The following is a 17,739-nucleotide window of genomic DNA, read 5'->3' on the forward strand; positions in this document are numbered from 1 at the left end:
TAATTACCGCAGTTGTAAAGAATTGGAGCACGTATTTTATGTCTGAGCAGACACAAAACCCAGAGCAAGAAGTAGAACTAAACGAAGAAGTAGCTCAAATGGAAGCTGATGTTGAAGCAGCAGTAGAAGCCGCAGAGCAACACGAAGCAGACCAAGAGCAAAGCCCTGAAGCTGAAATTGCAATGCTATACGCAGAGCTTGAAACCGCAAAGCAAACCATTGCGGATCAAAAAGACAGCGTTGTACGCGCCGCCGCAGATGTAGATAACATTCGTCGTCGTGCTGCACAAGATGTAGAAAAAGCACATAAATTTGCACTGGAAAAGTTTGCTAACGAATTACTTCCAGTAATCGATAACCTCGAGCGTGCTATTGAGTTTTCTGATAAAGAAAACGAAACCCTAAAGCCATTGCTTGAAGGTATTGATATGACAGTTAAAAGCTTTAACGATGCGGTTGCAAAGTTTGGCGTTGAAATTGTTAACCCACAAGGTGAGCAATTTAATCCAGAATTCCACCAAGCAATGTCTATCCAACCAAGTAACGATGTCTCACCAAACACGGTACTTGCAGTAATGCAAAAAGGATACACATTAAATGGTCGTTTATTACGCCCTGCAATGGTTATGGTATCTAAAGCAGCAGACGCTTAATTAGTCACTGTTTATAAAAAATGCCTCATTATGAGGCATTTTTTTTGTCTATTTTATAGTGGATTAACTGCGCCAGCATAGTTAATAGCACGGCGCTAAACATTAAGCTTGAAAACGGCACAGCACTTTTTGCATGCACCACCGCAAGCAATGGGCCAACGAGCGCGCCACTGCCAAAGCGCAGCGTTCCAATAACAGCGGTGGCGGTACCGGTGTTTTTTTCAAACTTCATTAATATTAATGAATCAGCATTGCTTGCTGTTACCCCTAGGCTCATCATTAAAGGCGCAATGGCCGCTACAATGTAATATAAAGAAAGCTGCAACAAGCTAAACGTAAGCAGTGCCAGCCCAGAGGCAAAGCCACATACAAGCCCTATGTACAGCATTTTTCGAGAGCCAATTCTTGGTACAATTCGGGTATTTAAAAAGTTACCACACATAAGTGCCATGACATTAAATGCGAATAAAATACCAAATAATTGCTCAGATACATTATATAAATCTAGGTATACAAAAGGCACTGAGGTTAAAAAGCAAAAAAAGCCAAACGAGACAAACATAGAGCTTAATATGTCTGCACGTGCATCTTTATTACTAAGTACCGTTTTATAGCTGTCGAAAAACAAGGCTAGGCCTTTTTTCTCATTTTTATGAATGGGGATATCAATTAAATACACTTGTACAAACGCCAAAATTAAAAAGCTATAGGCAGCAAGAACCAAAAATATGGTTGACCATACCGAGAACCCTAAAATAAACGACCCCACAGAGGGGGCAACTAAGGGCGCTACCATCATAATCATAGATACATACGACATGCCCTTAGCGGTGTTTTTTGATAAATATGCCTAATTACGCCAGGCACAACCACCGTGGCTGCCGCGCCGGTAAATGCTTGCACGGCTCTAAGTACCCAAAAGGTGTGTATTTCGGTGGTAAAAGCCAGCGCAAATGAGCTTGCACCAAATAAGGTTAAGCCAATTCGGGCTAGTTTTCGTCGTCCGAGTTGATCGGCAATAGGGCCAAAAAATAACATGCCTAGCGAGTAGCCAGCCAAATAAATACTTAGCGAAATTTGTACATTTGGCATAGTGGTTTGTAAATCGTTCGCAATAACCAACATGGCCGGTAAGTACATGTCTATAGCCAGCGGCGTAATAGCAACAATACTGGCTAACAAGGGTAACAAAATTCGGGTATTAAAAGACGAGGCCGAGGCGTCCATGTAGTCACTCAACATTCACTAAAAACAAGGCTTATAGTGTAACAGGGCTATGCAAGGGTATAAACTTAGTTTGTCTGGCAAGGTCATTTATTTATTAAAAATAAAAAGCGGCGTAATACAGAGCAAAGATTCTAAACTGGCACCGTGTTTGCTATTCTACAACTAATAAAAATTAAAGACTTGAAGGAAACACCATGAAAAAACTAGCCCTTGCCTTACTCGCAACTGCAGTTTTAGCCGGCTGTAAAACATCGCCTACTGGGCGTACTCAAATTGCGCTGTATTCAGATCAACAAATGAGTGAAATGGGCACCGCAAGTTTTGCTCAAATGAAGGAATCACAGTCAATCAATAAAGATGCAAAAACCAATGCGTATGTAAATTGTATTGCTGAAAAGGTCGTGGCTGTTCTACCAAAAGAATACGCCTCACAAAATTGGGAAGTCGTAGTATTTGAAGATGAGTCGGCAAATGCTTTTGCATTACCTGGTGGCTACATAGGTGTTCATACGGGGTTATTAAAAATAGCCACCAATCAAGATCAGCTTGCAACCGTACTAGGGCACGAAGTGGGCCACGTTATAGCAGAGCATTCAAATGAGCGTGTATCGCAAAGCTCAATTTTAGATACCGGTATGCAATTAGGCAGCGCAGCGCTTGAAATGGGCAACGTACAATACCGCAACGAAATTATGCAAGGTTTAGGCTTAGGGGCGCAGTACGGCGTAGTTTTACCATTTAGCCGTTCACACGAATCAGAGGCCGATACCATTGGCTTAGATTTAATGGCGCAGGCTGGCTTTAACCCACAAGAGTCGGTCACGCTTTGGCAAAATATGAGCGCAGCAGGCAGTGGTAGCACACCTGAGTTTTTATCTACTCACCCTGCACCGAGCAATCGAATTAATAATTTACAAGCACAAATGAGCGAAGCTCTTAGCGAGCAAAGTACGGCTAAATCGCAGGGTAAAAACCCGCAATGTACGCTGTAAATTAGTTTTTATATAAAAAGCCCCTGTAAGCGGTTTACTTACAGGGGCTTTATTTTATTAAGCGTCAAGCTATTACTCACTTAGTGCTTGTTTAAACACTGCCTTAAATCGCTCAAAATCTTCTACTTGCGGTAAATGACCTAAATTATCAAGTTCAAACAGTTGCGCATCAGGAATGAGCGCAGCAGCGTGTTTTCCTAATTTGTCGTAACGTCCCAGCTGATAATCTATCCCGTCTTTTTTCCAGTTTCGGCCAGGACCTGTTCTGTCACGCGTACCAATAATTAATTTAACGGGCACGGTTAAGTCTTTAAATTCAGTGATCACCGGTTGGGTAAAAATCATATCGTAGGTTTTAGCGTTAACCCAGGCAATTTGCTCTTTATCTGGGCCTTGTATTTGCCCTGTAATAAAGTCGGTTAATGCTGAATACTGAGCATTCCATTGACCGTCGTAATAGTTTTTTTGCTGGTACTTTTTAACACCTTCGGGCGTTTTGTTAAGCTCATTTTTATAAAAAAAGTTGGTGTCTTTGTATTTTACATAGTGTAAGTAGTTTTCAAGCCCTATTGGATTAAGCAAAATCAGTTTAGTGGTTGTATCTGGGTACATTAATGCAAAACGGCTCGCTAGCATTCCCCCCATAGAGTGGCCAACAACAATCGACTTTTCAAGCTTTAGCGAGTCCATTAATGCATGTGTATGATGCGCAAGCGCCGCAAATGAATATTGATAGTTAGCGGGCTTTGAAGACTTACCAAAACCAATTTGATCGGGGATCAGCACCCCAAACCCAAGCGACTGTAAGTAACGGGCTGTGGGGCTCCAGTAGTCGGCATTAAAGTTTTTACCGTGCATTAGCGTCACTGTTGGCATATTTTTTTGTGTGGGTTTTAAATAAATATACGCCATTTTTAGCGATTGCTTTTGTGATGCAATATCAAAATAATTTACTTTAAAATCATACTGGTAATTTGTTAAAAGTGCATCGTAAGAGAGGGTTTTAGAGGGTTTTGTAATACTGGAAAATGCATTATTAGTAAAGGCTAATAATGCAGACAAACAAATAACTTTAATCGCTGGCATTTCCTTACTCCTATTAAAGGCAAGCACACGGCTTTAATTAAAGTAAGACAATAACTAAGTATTAAAGGCTGTTCAATTAAATAGTTTTCATGGCAAAAAAAAGAGCACTGTTTAAGTGCTCCGTTTAAAAGTAATGTTGACTCTGTTTTACACTGTCTGGGCTTAAAAAGTCCACTCAACGTGTATTTGTGGAACCGATTCAGTGACCTCAGTGCCTAGCTTGTTATGCCAGTATTGCAGTTCCATACCCAGTAATAGGGTGTTTTCTTTCATTTCTAACGCGTGGCCCATATCCCATACTAAAATAGGCTGTGCAAGTATCCACGCTTCTACGTCGTTACCAAACTCATCTTCGCGCTCTGCAATGTATTCAGCGTGTCCTTTAAAGCTAAATTTTTGCGAGCCTAGGGTAAACGGGTATTCAAAGGCTACATCAAACATCCAGCTGTTAGTTTCAATAGGGGCACCGCCTTTTGCTACGCCTTCACTGTCATCAATATAGGCAGTGACAAGTGTTTGAAAAAAGTTGAACCCAGGTACATCCCAGCTTAATTTAACACCCGGTAGGTATTTCATCATTTTGGCATCGCCGGCAACGTTAATTCCGCCAGTAAGGCCTACATCTAGTAATGCACCAGCGCCAATTTTCTCACCGCTAATAGCCGATAAGCTTAGCGTTGAATACCATTCGCCGTAAAAGTCGCTATCTTGGTAGCCGTCGGTTGTATCGTCTTTGCTGTAATCAATAAAGAAAAAGTTATCACCGTAATCATAGCCCGATGCATGTTGCAGCGAGTAAACAGTAGTGTCTGATTCTTGCTTAGTAAATGGGTTTTTTTGGTCGCCATTATTAACATGTAATGCGGTACTGCTCCAATTAGCAGCAAGGGCAGAAGATGATAAAGCGATTGACGTAAGGGTAACGAGGGGAAGTATTTTTTTAAATTTCATAATCTGTATTTAACTATAATTTTAGTGACACGCGAAAGCGCGCATTATAGCACAAGGTATTGATTTGTAGATTATTATTTTAACATATGTTGCAGCTTATTTATTAAGCTGCAACATAAGATTTTGCACAAAATTTAGGCTTTATTGCGGCGCAAACAAATAACGGCAATGGCAGTAAAGGCTAAAATAAAGCAGTAGTAAGATGACGTTGATACTTCCCACGGGCTAATTTTAAACGTAGCACCTAACAGTAATGCTTGAGCACCATAGGGCAGTGAGCCTTGCGTAACACAAGCAAAAATATCAAGTAAACTTGCAGAGCGTTTACCACTTATTTCGCCATCATCAGCAAGTTTTTTAGCAATAGGACCTGCAACAATAATTGATACCGTGTTATTGGCTATACACACGTTGCTGGTTAATACCAATGCAGCTATACCAAGCTGATCAGCTACTTTGCGGTGCCACTTGGCAATCACTTTTGTAATGGCTTGAATTTTTTGTGCCAGAAAATCAAGGCCGCCGTTAATACGAATAAATTCAGATAAGCCACCAATAAACATAGAAAGTAAAAATATTTCCTGCATATCGGTAAAACCTTTGTAAATATCTTTTACAAAACTTGCGCCTTCGTAGCTGCCGGTAAAGCCCATTAGCGCAGCAAATACAATACCGCTAAATAGCACGACAAACACGTTCATACCGGCTACAGCCAATACTAAAATAAAGGCATAAGGCAGCACTAATAACAAATCAAAATCTTTTGTTTCTACTGCTTGTGGAGCAGGTGTTAAATAAAGCAGCAAAGCAATGGTTAATACGGCAGCAGGAACCGCTATTTTTAAGTTTTCTTTAAACTTGTCTTTCATTTCACAGCCTTGCGTACGCGTTGCCGCAATGGTTGTGTCTGAAATAATAGAAAGGTTATCACCAAACATTGCGCCCGATACTATAGTACCGGCCATTAGGGCAGGGTCGATGCCTGTTTTAACCGATACCGCATAGGCAATTGGCCCTATAGCACCAATGGTACCCATTGATGTGCCCATTGCAGTAGAGACAACCGCAGCAATTAAAAATAGCCCAGGTAATAACAGCGACGGGGGAATAAGTGACAAGCCAGCGTTTACAACCGCATCCACGCCACCGGTGGCACTTGCTACTGCCGAAAATGCACCGGCAAGTAAGTAAATTAAACACATGGTAATAATGTTGTTGTGTCCTGCGCCTTTAATAAAGGTTTCAACACATTGGTTTACAGTGCCTTTGTTTAAAATAAAGGCAAGCATAATAGCGGGTAGTATAGCAACCGGTGCTGGGAGCTGGTAAAAAGCGTAATCAACCCCTTGCGATTGTAAATATAAACCTGAGCCTAAAAAAAGGGCTACAAAGGTAAGAAGGGGAAGCAAAGATAGAATTGCTTTGTTTTTATTAAATGTTGGCTGCATTGTATTCCTCATAACCAGTTAGTATAACCACAGCCAAAACTCCTCTTTTAGCTGAATTTAGTAGATCACTCTTTAATAAAAAAGTAGATGACCACAGCGCCCGCAAGCCAAAGACCAAATCGACGCGAAAGGGAAGTTTAAATGTATAGATGGCTAAAGTAAACTGGTATTGTTATTATTATTTAATTAAGGGCTTACCTGACTATTGCACGACTTTTAGATAATATCTACCGGTGTGCGATTATATGCGGCTAATAATTGCTCGAAGCAAATTTAGGGCGGCAAATTAGTCAGGGTACGCAACAACAGATCCAACTAAATCAGATTAAGGCAATAACAATGAATCGAATAGGTGTTTTTGGTGCTAACGGCAGAATGGGCTTAGCCCTATTAGAAGCCGCGACAATTAAAGAGCAAGCACAACTTGGTGGTGCGTATGTTCGCAGCAGCTCATCGTTATTGGGTATTAATGTAAATCAAGTAAACAGTTCAGCCGACAAATCCATTAGCTTTAGCGACGAGAGCAAGGTTGCTGATGTTGATGTACTTATCGATTTCACGTTACCAGCAGGTATGCGCAATCACTTAAAAACAGCGCTCGATAAAAAACTGCCTATGGTTATAGGCACCACAGGTTTAACTAGCGAAGACATGGCATTATTAGAAAATGCTGCTAAACATATTCCTATTGTGTTTGCGCGTAACTACAGCGTTGGCGTTAATGTGCTACTTAACCTAGTGCAAACAGCGGCCACTAAGTTTGGTGACGACCTAGATATAGAAGTTTTTGAAGCGCATCATCGTCATAAAATAGATGCGCCCTCGGGCACAGCATTAGCCATTGGTGAATCTATTGCACAGGCTAAAGGGTGGGATCACGATGAAGTAGCGGTATACGACCGCAGCCAAGTAGAAACCGCAAAATCACAAAATGAAATTGGCTATTCAGTACTAAGAGGCGGGGACATAGTAGGTGAACACACCGCCTATTTCGCAACTATGGGCGAAAGGCTTGAATTAACCCACAAAGCAAGTTCGCGAATGACCTTTGCATTAGGAGCTATAAGGGCTGCGCAGTGGTTACAAAATAAACCAGCAGGACTTTATGATATGCAAGATGTGCTAGATCTGAAGTAGTTTAGTTACTTTTTTAGCTGTTTGGGTCTATTTTTGCCTAAAGCGACTTATTTGTAGTATTTATCTAAATAACGTTAGACCTAAATAGCATCTTCATGTAGAATGCAGCCAATTTGCCAAAAATTACTAAATGCGTGTTTCCAATTATACCCAAGTGGCTAGTAAAACCAGGGGTTTCAGTGGGAATGAAAAGAGTTTTAGGCAAGAAAAATGATTGAAGGTTTAGCGTTTTATATCGGCATCATTTAAGACTGCGTAAAACAATTTAAGCTCACAAAAAAATCTGGTTTTGACGATCCCTCTGGGTATTGGCGGGGTGTTAAGCATTTGCTTACTCCCGTTTTTTACTGTTAGGAGGTTTAACTTGACTAAATCCGCTCTGTTAGTCCTAGAAGACGGCACAGTGTTTCGCGGTACTGCAATCGGCGCTGACGGCATGTCAGTCGGTGAAGTAGTATTCAATACGTCTATGACTGGTTATCAAGAAATTTTGACTGATCCATCATACGCGGAACAAATCGTAACTTTGACGTACCCACATATCGGCAATACGGGTACCAACAGCGAAGACGAAGAAGCGAATCAAATTTGGGCTAAAGGCCTAGTGATCCGTGATTTGCCACTGCTAGCAAGTAACTTTCGTAACGAGCAATCGTTAGATGATTACTTAAAACAACGTAATATTTTAGGTATTGCGGACATCGACACCAGAAAGCTTACCCGTATTTTGCGCGACAAAGGCGCACAAAACGGCTGTATTATTGCCGGTGACGAGTTAGACGAAAACAAAGCGTTACAAGCCGCGCAAACCTTCCCAGGTTTAAAAGGTATGGATTTAGCAAAAGTTGTCTCAACCAAGGAAAATTTTGAGTGGCGCGAATCAAGCTGGACATTAGGCCAAGGATTTAAAACCCTTAGCAGCGATGATGAAAAGTTTCATGTAGTAGCCTACGACTTCGGTGTTAAACGTAATATTTTACGTATGCTAGTTGATCGCGGTTGTAAATTAACCGTTGTACCAGCGCAAACCTCAGCCGCCGATGTACTTGCTTTAAACCCAGATGGTATCTTCTTATCTAATGGTCCTGGCGATCCAGAGCCATGTACTTACGCTATTGATGCAATTAAAACCTTTTTAGAAACCGATACACCAATTTTTGGTATTTGTTTAGGGCATCAATTATTAGCACTGGCCTCAGGTGCTAAAACAGTAAAAATGAAATTTGGCCACCACGGTGGTAACCACCCAGTAAAAGACTTAGACCGCGATGTAGTAATGATCACCGCACAAAACCACGGTTTTGCTGCCGATGAAGACACACTACCAAGTAACTTACGTGCCACGCACAAATCGTTATTTGATGGAACACTACAAGGTATTCATCGTACTGATAAGCCAGCGTTTAGCTTCCAAGGTCACCCAGAAGCAAGCCCAGGCCCGCACGATGCAGCCCCATTATTTGACCACTTCATCGACCTGATGCAAGCGCGTAATAACTAATTTAACTGGAGTAATAATGCCAAAACGTACCGATTTAAAAAGCATTCTTATCTTAGGCGCAGGCCCAATTGTAATTGGTCAAGCTTGTGAATTTGATTACTCTGGTGCTCAAGCGTGTAAAGCACTTAGAGAAGAAGGCTTTAGAGTTATATTAGTTAACTCAAACCCAGCAACTATCATGACCGACCCAGAAATGGCCGATGCAACGTACATCGAACCTATTCATTGGGAAGTGGTAGAAAAAATTATTGAAAAAGAAAAGCCAGATGCAGTACTACCAACAATGGGTGGTCAAACGGCATTAAACTGTGCACTTGATTTAGATAAGCACGGTGTACTGGCTAAACACGGCGTTGAGCTAATTGGCGCAACCGCCGATGCAATCGACAAAGCAGAGAACCGTGAACGTTTTGACGTAGCCATGAAAAACATTGGCCTTGAATGTCCACGTGCTGAAATTGCTCACTCTATGGATGAAGCACACGATACGCTAACACGTATTGGTTTTCCGTGTATTATTCGTCCTTCTTTCACTATGGGTGGCACCGGTGGCGGTGTGGCTTACAACATGGAAGAATTTAACGAAATCTGTGAGCGCGGCCTAGATTTATCACCAACAAGTGAGTTGTTGATTGATGAATCACTGATTGGCTGGAAAGAATATGAAATGGAAGTTGTTCGCGACAAAAAAGACAACTGTATCATTGTATGTTCTATCGAAAACTTTGATCCAATGGGTGTACACACTGGTGATTCAATCACCGTTGCACCAGCACAAACTCTAACCGACAAAGAATACCAATTAATGCGTAATGCCTCTATGGCGGTACTGCGTGAAATTGGTGTTGAAACCGGTGGTTCAAACGTACAGTTTGGTGTAAACCCTGATGATGGCCGTATGGTTATCATTGAGATGAACCCACGTGTATCTCGCTCATCAGCACTGGCATCTAAAGCAACGGGTTTCCCTATTGCTAAAATTGCCGCTAAGTTAGCAATTGGTTACACGTTAGATGAACTTCAAAACGACATCACGGGTGGTAAAACACCAGCGTCATTTGAGCCATCAATCGACTACGTAGTAACAAAAATTCCTCGCTTTAACTTTGAAAAATTTGCCGGCGCGAACGACCGCTTAACAACGCAAATGAAATCAGTGGGCGAAGTAATGGCGATTGGTCGTAACCAGCAAGAATCGTTACACAAAGCATTACGCGGTCTTGAAGTAGGCGCAACGGGCTTTAACCCAATTGTGGCACTTGATGACCCGAAAGCGCGCGAAAAAATCATTCGTGAACTACGCGAGCCAGGCGCTGAGCGTATTTGGTACATTGCCGATGCAATGCGCCACGGTATGAGCGTAGAAGAAGTATTTGAACTTACCAAAGTTGACCCTTGGTACTTAGTACAAATAGAAGACATTTTAAAAGACGAAGCTAAAATTGCTGAAGGTGGCATGGCCGGCTTAAATGCAGAGTTTTTACGTAAACTTAAGCGTAAAGGCTTCGCCGACCCACGTATTGCTGAAATTGCTGGTGTATCTGAAGCCGAAATTCGCAAAAAGCGTCATCAGTTAAACATTGTACCTGTGTACAAGCGTGTTGATACCTGTGCTGCTGAATTTAGCTCAGACACAGCTTACATGTACTCAACGTACGATGAAGAGTGTGAAGCGAACCCGTCAGACAAAGACAAAATCATGGTTATTGGCGGCGGTCCTAACCGTATCGGCCAAGGCATTGAGTTTGACTACTGTTGTGTTCACGCAGCCCTTGCGCTACGCGAAGACGGCTATGAGACCATCATGGTTAACTGTAACCCTGAAACGGTTTCTACCGATTACGATACTTCTGACCGTCTATTCTTTGAACCAATTACACTTGAAGACGTATTAGAAATTGTACGTGTTGAAAAACCAAAAGGTGTGATTGTACAGTACGGTGGCCAAACACCACTTAAACTAGCACGTGAACTTGAAGCGAATGGTGTGCCAGTAATTGGTACTTCACCAGATGCGATTGACCGCGCAGAAGACCGTGAGCGTTTCCAACAGTTAGTAGAGCGTCTTGATTTACTACAACCAGAAAACGCAACAGTTACATCAACTGAAGAAGCATTACTTAAATCAGGTGAGATTGGCTTCCCACTGGTTGTGCGTCCATCGTACGTACTGGGTGGCCGTGCAATGGAAATTGTTTACGATGAGCAAGACTTACGTCGTTACATGACCGAAGCGGTACAAGCTTCAAATGAAGCGCCAGTACTACTTGATCACTTCTTAGATAATGCAATCGAAGTGGACGTTGATGCAATTTGTGACGGCGAGCAAGTAATTATTGGCGGTATAATGGAGCACATTGAGCAAGCGGGTGTTCACTCGGGTGACTCAGCATGTTCATTACCTGCACACTCTTTATCACAAGAAGTGCAAGATGTTATGCGCAAACAAGTAACCGATATGGCACTTGAGCTTGGCGTAGTGGGCTTAATGAATACACAATTTGCTGTAAAAGATGGCAAAGTGTACTTAATTGAAGTGAATCCACGTGCGGCGCGTACTGTACCGTTTGTATCTAAAGCGACCGGTATTGCACTTGCAAAAGTAGCCGCGCGTTGTATGGCGGGTCAGTCTTTAGCAAGCCAAGGCATTACTAAAGAAGTAATTCCACCGTATTACAGCGTTAAAGAAGTTGTTTTACCGTTTGCTAAGTTCCAAGGTGTGGATCCTATCCGTGGCCCAGAGATGCGTTCTACAGGTGAAGTGATGGGTGTTGGCGATACTTTCGCCGAAGCGTTCGCAAAAGCACAATTAGGTGCAAGCAACACTTTACCACGCGGTGGTCGCGCGTTACTATCTGTACGTAACAGCGATAAGTCTCGTGTTGTAGAACTTGCTAAAACCATGACAGACCTTGGTTTTGAAATTGATGCAACAGGTGGCACAGCAGAGGCTTTAAAAGAGGCCGGTATTGAAGTACGCCGTGTAAACAAAGTATATGAAGGCCGCCCGCATATTCTTGATAACATCAAGAATAAAGAGTACAGCTATATCGTAAATACCACAGAAGGTCGCCAAGCGATCGAAGATTCGAAGGTGTTGCGTCGTGGTGCATTGCAAAACAAAACCAACTACACGACAACCTTGAACGCGGCATTTGCTAACTGTACTGCTAACCAAGCGGACGACCGTAGTAAAGTGACGTCAGTTCAAGAGCTACACCAGCGATTGAACTAAGGAAATGTACCAAGGCCACTAGGCCTTGGTGTTAAGTGAGAAAAGTATGCAATCAATTCCGATGACAGTTCGTGGCGCAGAGTTACTGCGCGAAGAGCTTAACGAATTAAAAACAGTTACCCGTCCTAAAATCGTAAATGATATTGCGATTGCACGTGAACATGGTGACTTAAAAGAAAACGCTGAATACCACGCAGCGCGTGAGCAACAGGGTTTTTGTGAAGGCCGTATTCAAGAAATTGAAGCTAAGCTTTCAAATGTGCAAATTATTGACGTAACTAAAATGCCTAATACAGGTAAAGTTATTTTTGGTACTACTGTCACTATTGTAAATGTAGAAACAGATGCCGAAGTAACCTACCGTATTGTGGGTGATGACGAAGCAGATATTAAAAATAACTTAATTTCTGTTAACTCACCGATTGCGCGCGGTTTAATTGGTAAACAAACAGATGATGCTGTGACCATTAAAACGCCTAAAGGCGACGTTGAGTACGAAATCATTGACGTTGAGTATCTTTAATATTTAGCTCACAGTAATGTACAAGCAAAAACCGATGCAATTGCATCGGTTTTTTTATACCTAAAAATTAGCTAATAGCAACTTACCCCCATAAACCCCATATATAACACCCCCCCCTCAAAATAAAGAGCTGAGTTAAACCGATTGGCATAAGTAGATCGCTATAAAAAGCGCGTGCCATTACCCGTTAAAAAATTTAGAAATAAAATGGTGACTGCATAAGTGCTAAACACACTCTACGCTTATTCATATTGCATAAAGAGTGTGCGTGTTGATATAGGTACATTCATATAGGTAATGTGTAAATGCATAACGGCTTTTACACAGTGGAATCACTTTATTAAAAGGAACATTCATGGCTAATATACTTTATCCAGCGCCTTTAAAAGTAGGCTCTAAAATTGCTATTTGCTCGCTTTCGTCGGGCTTAAAAGAAAAATACCATGCACGATTAGATAGAGTGATAGACGGTTTAAAACACCGTGGTTACGAGGTAGTAGAAGGGGAGTTTTTACGCCAAAATAAACCCCGCGATGAATTAGATGCAAAAGCGCATGCCAAGCAATTAATGGGCTTTTTGCTAGACGATGAGGTTGCCGCCATTATGCCACCAATGGGCGGAGAGCTGGCAATGGAAATTTTGCCACTACTGGATTATAACGCCATAAAAGAGGCCAAACCTAAATGGCTGGTGGGTTTTTCTGATGTGAGCACAATTGCTTGTGCACTTACGGCTAAGTGCCAATGGGCAACACTTCATAGTGCCAACCTAATGCAGCTTCACCCAGATGAAACAAACCCCTACAGCTTACAAATTTTTGAAACCATTACCTACGAGTCGGGAAGTAAATTTGAGCAAGGACCTTCTGCTTATTATCAAAAAAATAAACCCAATTACGCACAAAACCCCGATGAGCTGCTAGCGCCAAGCGAGCCTACCCAGTGGCAGTGCCTAAATTACACTGATGAGCGCACAATAGAGATGTCTGGGCGCTTATTTGGCGGCTGCCTTGATACCGTAGGGTTATTGCTGGATTCGCCATTTTTAGCATTGCATGACTTTAAAAAACACAGTGCGAACGAAGGGCTAATTTTATACCTAGAAAATTCAGAGCTTACCCCTACCACCGTGGCGCGATTTTTACTGTCGCTCAAACTTGCCGGTGTATTTGATGATATTAACGGCCTTATTTTAGGGCGCAGTGAAATAACACAAAGTCATCACGATGCATTTGATTACCGCCATGCGCTAGATGTGGCATTGGGTGGGTGTTTATTCCCGGTAATAATAGACGCTGATATTGGCCATGCGCAGCCAAATTTAAACTTAGTTAATGGCGCAAAATGCTCACTCACGGCCGATATTAACCAAGGTAAAGTACTCAATGCCTCACTAAATACTGAGCTTATTTAACGTTTATTTTTGAATAACGTATAAATACACGCGTATAATGCGCAGGCCGTGAACAGATAAGTTCACGGTACATTCTCAGGGCGGGGTGAAATTCCCCACCGGCGGTATGTTTTACTCATTAGCTTTTGAATAAAACGAGCCCGCGAGCGCTTTATTTAATAATCGTTTTTTTAATGTATTAAATAAAGGTCAAGCAGATCTGGTGAGATGCCAGAGCCGACGGTTATAGTCCGGATGAAAGAGAATATAGCTTGTAGCGTATGCAAACACGTGGCCTGTGGCTGCGTGTTTAATACCAATTCGCAATAATACTTAATTATTTTGAGTGACACGTTTTTCTAACCTCAAAATAAATCACTTAATTAAGCGGATTGGTATAAGCTGTTTAGTGGCAAAAAGTGCGCAATTTAGTTTGTGTGTTTTGCCATGCCTTTCAGTGTCCTGAATCTATTTATTTTTATGTGGAATATAATAATGATTCAGTCTTTACTTAGCCAATTTGGCGAAAGCCACACCCGTGTAGAAAACGCCATTGCTGCTTTGCAGCAAGGCCAAGGCGTACTTGTTGTTGATGACGAGAACCGCGAAAACGAAGGTGATTTTGTTTTTTCTGCCGAGCATTTAACCACCCAACAAATGGCGGAAATGATCCGCGAAGGCAGCGGTATTGTGTGCCTGTGTATGGGCGATGAGCGTATTAAGCAGCTCGAGCTACCGCAAATGGTAACTCACAACACCAGCCAAAATAATACAGCCTACACAGTTACAATAGAGGCTAAACACGGTGTTACAACCGGCGTATCGGCAGCCGATCGAGTAACAACGATTAAAGCCGCCACAGCCGATAACGCCAAACCCAGTGATTTATCGCGCCCAGGCCATGTATTTGGCTTAAAAGCACAAACAGGTGGGGTTTTAGTTCGCCGCGGCCACACCGAGGCATCTGTTGATTTAATGCAGCTGGCTGGTTTAAAACCGTTTGGGGTTATTTGTGAACTCACTAATCCTGATGGCACCATGGCGCGTTTACCACAGGTAAGTGATTATGCTAATAAACACAGCATGACAGTGGTAACGATTGAAGACTTAGTACAGTACATACAAATGCAAGAATTAAAGGTCAGTTAAGCATTTTAAGCATTACCTAAGTAAAACCCAGCTTTATTGCTGGGTTTTTATTTTGTAATAATCAATTAATTACTCGTTTTTATTTGAAAATGTTTCTTGCCTAGGCGGCTTTTTCAAAAATCCTCAGCCTGTAAACTTTACCTAAATAGTCAGTGCAGCCGCACACAGTTTATTATTTAGGTGAAACTATGAAAATTAACACGCTTTTATTAGCAACTGCTTTAACAAGCAGTGGCGTATGGGCAGCGCAAAGTAAACTTGAACAGCAAATAACGCCTGCACCCCAAATGGGCATAATGGATAGTTATAATCAGCACATTACCAACGCCCCTTTTTTACTTAATCTCGATAGCCAGCCCAAAGAGCAAATGGGCCCATATTTAACACGCCAATATTTTCATGGTACGCAATCTACGTTTGTAAAATGGGTGGCTAAAAAAGGTGGCAAAGTGCCGCTTCATAAACACCCTAATGAACAAGTAACGTGGATCATGTCAGGCGAGGCTAAAGTGTTTTCTGGCGGTAAACAATACCTTATGAAAGCGGGTGACATGATGGTGATTCCGGCCAATGTACCGCACGAATTTCACTTTACCCAAGATACGGTAGATATTGATTTTTTTGCCCCAGCTCGACAAGACTGGATAGACGGCACAGCTAATTACATTAAGCAAAAGTAGGGCAAATTATGTTTTTAAATAAATCTAAATTAGGGCTAAGCGCTATAGCCTTGCTAATAAGTGCCTCGGCTTTTGCAAATGACACGGTACCCGCTGAGGTTTACGCACAAACCGACGGTGCTGTGGGCGGTATTACGTATACACAAAACAAGCGCTTTATTTTTAGTTATCACCCTTTTTATAACCCAAAAGTAAAAGTGGGGGAGCTTTTAAAAAGTGGTGATGTGGTGCCATTTCCTAATGCGCAAATGCAAACCCCTTATAAAAGTGATGGCAGCTTAAAAAATCCCGCTAACTATTTAAATTGGGTATTAGGGGTAAGGGCAGATGACAGAGGTAATGTATGGATACTCGACTCAGGCCAGGCGCAGCCGCGTATTACGCCAAAGCTGATAGCATGGGATGCGCTAAACAATAAGCTTAATAAAATTATTTACTTACCTAGCCCTATATCGGTGGCTCAATCTCAACTTAATGATTTAGCTATATCGAGCAAATACAATACATTAGTGATTGCTGATGAAGGTATTGCGGATGGCGGAAATGGCAAGCAAGCCGCCCTTATTATCGTTAATACTAAAACAGGTAAGAGCCGGCGAGTACTGCAAGGTCACGAAAGTGCATTACCCGATTACACAATGCCAATAATGATTGATGAAGGGACTGATAACCAAAAGCAACTTAATGCCTTTATTGGTGCTGATGGCATTGTGCTTGATAACGCGCAGCAATGGCTTTACTTTGCTCCGCTTAATAAAAAGTATGTTTACCGTATAAAAATGGCCGATATTGCTAACGAGCAATTAACCGATAAACAACTAGGCGAACGTGTAGAGCAATACGCACAAAAACCAGTAAACGGTGGTTTAAGTATTGATGCCGATGATAATTTATATTTAACCATAGTGGGTGAGCGAACTGTGGGCGTTATTGATGCCAAAACACGTACGTACCGTGATTACACGTACGATAAAAACATGATTTGGCCAGATGGTGTAAGCATTGGACCAGAGGGTTACATGTACACCGGCGCTGCGCAATTGCCGCTTTCGGCACAACTTAATAACGGCAATGCTCAAAATAAAGCACCTTATTATATATTTAGATTTAAACCTTTAGCTGAGGGCGTAATAGGGCGCTAACTATAATGTGTAAATTAAGCACGCCTTTATGGCGTGTTTTTTATGTTATTTACTTTTTAAAGCGTGATTATCAATTTTTACAAGATAAAGTTTCAACCTAAATGCGGTTTTTCTGCGCTGACTATTTGGGTATCTTACGGGCATAGGTACTTAACCCGCTTTAGGCTTTAATTAATTATGAAACTATACAGTTACTCTCATTGTCCTTTTTGTGCGCGTGTTAAATATGTAGCAGGTAAATTAGGCATTAAGCTTGATGACGTTGTACTTGATTACGACGACACTGAAACACCAACAAAACTAATTGGTAAAAAAATGGTACCTATTCTTGAAATGGATGACGGCACTGTTATGAGTGAAAGTAACGAAATTATTAGCCTGTTTATTGAACTTGCTGGTTCTAGCGAATCAAACAAGCCAACGCAAGGGGCTATTGAGTGGCAAGGTGGCTCGTTTGCGCCTTTATTGCAAATTGGTTTGCCGCGCTGGCCATTACTGGATTTAAAAGAGTTTAAAACAGAATCTAGCCGCATAGAGTGGGAAGATAACAAGCAATCGACAGAGCTTAACTTTGTAAACCTAATAGCATCAACTCCTGAGATAGTTTTACAAGTAAATTAAT

The 17,739-nt window shown here is 41.8% G+C and carries 14 protein-coding genes, 1 pseudogene and 1 riboswitch; of the genes and pseudogenes, 11 read left to right on the top strand and 4 right to left on the bottom strand.

The annotated features are described in order from the left end of the window. Positions 1-38 precede the first annotated feature (38 nt). On the top strand, positions 39-653 hold the full coding sequence (gene grpE, locus AN390_RS13435; RefSeq protein ID WP_054983111.1) for a nucleotide exchange factor GrpE: 615 nt from the start codon (positions 39-41) through the stop codon (positions 651-653). Between the two features lie 28 nt (positions 654-681). On the opposite strand, the pseudogene AN390_RS13440 reads toward grpE, so the two are convergent. Beyond that, positions 682-1,880 (bottom strand): annotated as a pseudogene (locus AN390_RS13440) (Bcr/CflA family efflux MFS transporter). A gap of 194 nt (positions 1,881-2,074) precedes the next feature. Between AN390_RS13440 and AN390_RS13445 the strand changes: the two are divergent. Next, a complete protein-coding gene (locus tag AN390_RS13445; protein WP_055255025.1) occupies positions 2,075-2,872 on the top strand; it encodes a M48 family metallopeptidase in 798 nt (265 codons plus the stop codon). A gap of 72 nt (positions 2,873-2,944) precedes the next feature. On the opposite strand, the gene AN390_RS13450 is transcribed toward AN390_RS13445, so the two are convergent. From AN390_RS13450 to AN390_RS13460, 3 genes are all read right to left on the bottom strand, one after another. Continuing rightward, positions 2,945-3,958, bottom strand: a complete 1,014-nt coding sequence (locus AN390_RS13450) for an alpha/beta fold hydrolase (protein WP_055255027.1) — start codon at positions 3,956-3,958, stop codon at positions 2,945-2,947. Between the two features lie 162 nt (positions 3,959-4,120). Then, entirely contained in the window at positions 4,121-4,909 is a 789-nt protein-coding gene (locus tag AN390_RS13455; protein WP_055255029.1) for a hypothetical protein, read from the bottom strand. Positions 4,910-5,043: 134 nt separating this feature from the next. Next, on the bottom strand, positions 5,044-6,357 hold the full coding sequence (locus AN390_RS13460) for a Na+/H+ antiporter NhaC family protein (protein WP_004588096.1): 1,314 nt from the start codon (positions 6,355-6,357) through the stop codon (positions 5,044-5,046). A gap of 339 nt (positions 6,358-6,696) precedes the next feature. Between AN390_RS13460 and dapB the strand changes: the two genes are divergently transcribed. The 9 genes from dapB to grxB all read left to right on the top strand — a co-directional run bounded on the left by dapB (position 6,697) and on the right by grxB (position 17,738). Beyond that, complete coding sequence (gene dapB, locus AN390_RS13465; RefSeq protein WP_055255032.1) at positions 6,697-7,494, top strand: 4-hydroxy-tetrahydrodipicolinate reductase; 798 nt, start codon at positions 6,697-6,699, stop codon at positions 7,492-7,494. A gap of 364 nt (positions 7,495-7,858) precedes the next feature. Beyond that, complete coding sequence (carA, locus tag AN390_RS13470) at positions 7,859-8,995, top strand: glutamine-hydrolyzing carbamoyl-phosphate synthase small subunit (RefSeq protein WP_004588094.1); 1,137 nt, start codon at positions 7,859-7,861, stop codon at positions 8,993-8,995. A gap of 16 nt (positions 8,996-9,011) precedes the next feature. After that, a complete protein-coding gene (gene carB, locus AN390_RS13475) occupies positions 9,012-12,230 on the top strand; it encodes a carbamoyl-phosphate synthase large subunit (protein WP_024033384.1) in 3,219 nt (1,072 codons plus the stop codon). 46 nt (positions 12,231-12,276) lie between these two features. Beyond that, positions 12,277-12,753: a transcription elongation factor GreA gene (greA, locus tag AN390_RS13480; RefSeq protein WP_004588092.1), complete on the top strand. Its 477-nt coding sequence runs from the start codon at positions 12,277-12,279 to the stop codon at positions 12,751-12,753. A 355-nt stretch (positions 12,754-13,108) separates the two neighbouring features. Next, the gene (locus AN390_RS13485; protein WP_055255034.1) at positions 13,109-14,167 is read left to right on the top strand and encodes a S66 peptidase family protein; all 1,059 of its coding nucleotides are present in this window, start codon (positions 13,109-13,111) and stop codon (positions 14,165-14,167) included. A 67-nt stretch (positions 14,168-14,234) separates the two neighbouring features. Next, positions 14,235-14,417: riboswitch (FMN riboswitch) on the top strand. Positions 14,418-14,641: 224 nt separating this feature from the next. Next, positions 14,642-15,295 carry a 3,4-dihydroxy-2-butanone-4-phosphate synthase gene (ribB, locus tag AN390_RS13490; RefSeq protein WP_004588090.1) on the top strand — a complete coding sequence of 218 codons (654 nt, stop codon included), beginning with the start codon at positions 14,642-14,644 and terminating at the stop codon, positions 15,293-15,295. A 188-nt stretch (positions 15,296-15,483) separates the two neighbouring features. Continuing rightward, entirely contained in the window at positions 15,484-15,975 is a 492-nt protein-coding gene (locus AN390_RS13495) for a cupin domain-containing protein (RefSeq protein ID WP_029774290.1), read from the top strand. Positions 15,976-15,983: 8 nt separating this feature from the next. Further along, on the top strand, positions 15,984-17,117 hold the full coding sequence (locus tag AN390_RS13500; protein WP_029774289.1) for an L-dopachrome tautomerase-related protein: 1,134 nt from the start codon (positions 15,984-15,986) through the stop codon (positions 17,115-17,117). A 177-nt stretch (positions 17,118-17,294) separates the two neighbouring features. Continuing rightward, complete coding sequence (gene grxB / locus AN390_RS13505) at positions 17,295-17,738, top strand: glutaredoxin 2 (RefSeq protein WP_236695102.1); 444 nt, start codon at positions 17,295-17,297, stop codon at positions 17,736-17,738. Position 17,739 lies beyond the last annotated feature (1 nt).

The organism is Pseudoalteromonas sp. P1-11, assembly GCF_001399995.1.
Lineage (GTDB): Bacteria > Pseudomonadota > Gammaproteobacteria > Enterobacterales > Alteromonadaceae > Pseudoalteromonas > Pseudoalteromonas atlantica.

What these genes read in the sequence shown, in the direction of transcription:
- grpE (WP_054983111.1), top strand. Translation starts at nt 39, where the DNA reads ATGTCTGAGCAGACACAAAACCCAGAGCAAGAAGTAGAACTAAACGAA.
- grxB (WP_236695102.1), top strand. Translation starts at nt 17,295, where the DNA reads ATGAAACTATACAGTTACTCTCATTGTCCTTTTTGTGCGCGTGTTAAA.
- AN390_RS13500 (WP_029774289.1), top strand. Translation starts at nt 15,984, where the DNA reads ATGTTTTTAAATAAATCTAAATTAGGGCTAAGCGCTATAGCCTTGCTA.
- AN390_RS13455 (WP_055255029.1), bottom strand. Translation starts at nt 4,909, where the DNA reads ATGAAATTTAAAAAAATACTTCCCCTCGTTACCCTTACGTCAATCGCT.
- AN390_RS13485 (WP_055255034.1), top strand. Translation starts at nt 13,109, where the DNA reads ATGGCTAATATACTTTATCCAGCGCCTTTAAAAGTAGGCTCTAAAATT.
- ribB (WP_004588090.1), top strand. Translation starts at nt 14,642, where the DNA reads ATGATTCAGTCTTTACTTAGCCAATTTGGCGAAAGCCACACCCGTGTA.
- greA (WP_004588092.1), top strand. Translation starts at nt 12,277, where the DNA reads ATGCAATCAATTCCGATGACAGTTCGTGGCGCAGAGTTACTGCGCGAA.
- AN390_RS13450 (WP_055255027.1), bottom strand. Translation starts at nt 3,958, where the DNA reads ATGCCAGCGATTAAAGTTATTTGTTTGTCTGCATTATTAGCCTTTACT.
- carB (WP_024033384.1), top strand. Translation starts at nt 9,012, where the DNA reads ATGCCAAAACGTACCGATTTAAAAAGCATTCTTATCTTAGGCGCAGGC.
- AN390_RS13495 (WP_029774290.1), top strand. Translation starts at nt 15,484, where the DNA reads ATGAAAATTAACACGCTTTTATTAGCAACTGCTTTAACAAGCAGTGGC.
- dapB (WP_055255032.1), top strand. Translation starts at nt 6,697, where the DNA reads ATGAATCGAATAGGTGTTTTTGGTGCTAACGGCAGAATGGGCTTAGCC.
- AN390_RS13445 (WP_055255025.1), top strand. Translation starts at nt 2,075, where the DNA reads ATGAAAAAACTAGCCCTTGCCTTACTCGCAACTGCAGTTTTAGCCGGC.
- AN390_RS13460 (WP_004588096.1), bottom strand. Translation starts at nt 6,357, where the DNA reads ATGCAGCCAACATTTAATAAAAACAAAGCAATTCTATCTTTGCTTCCC.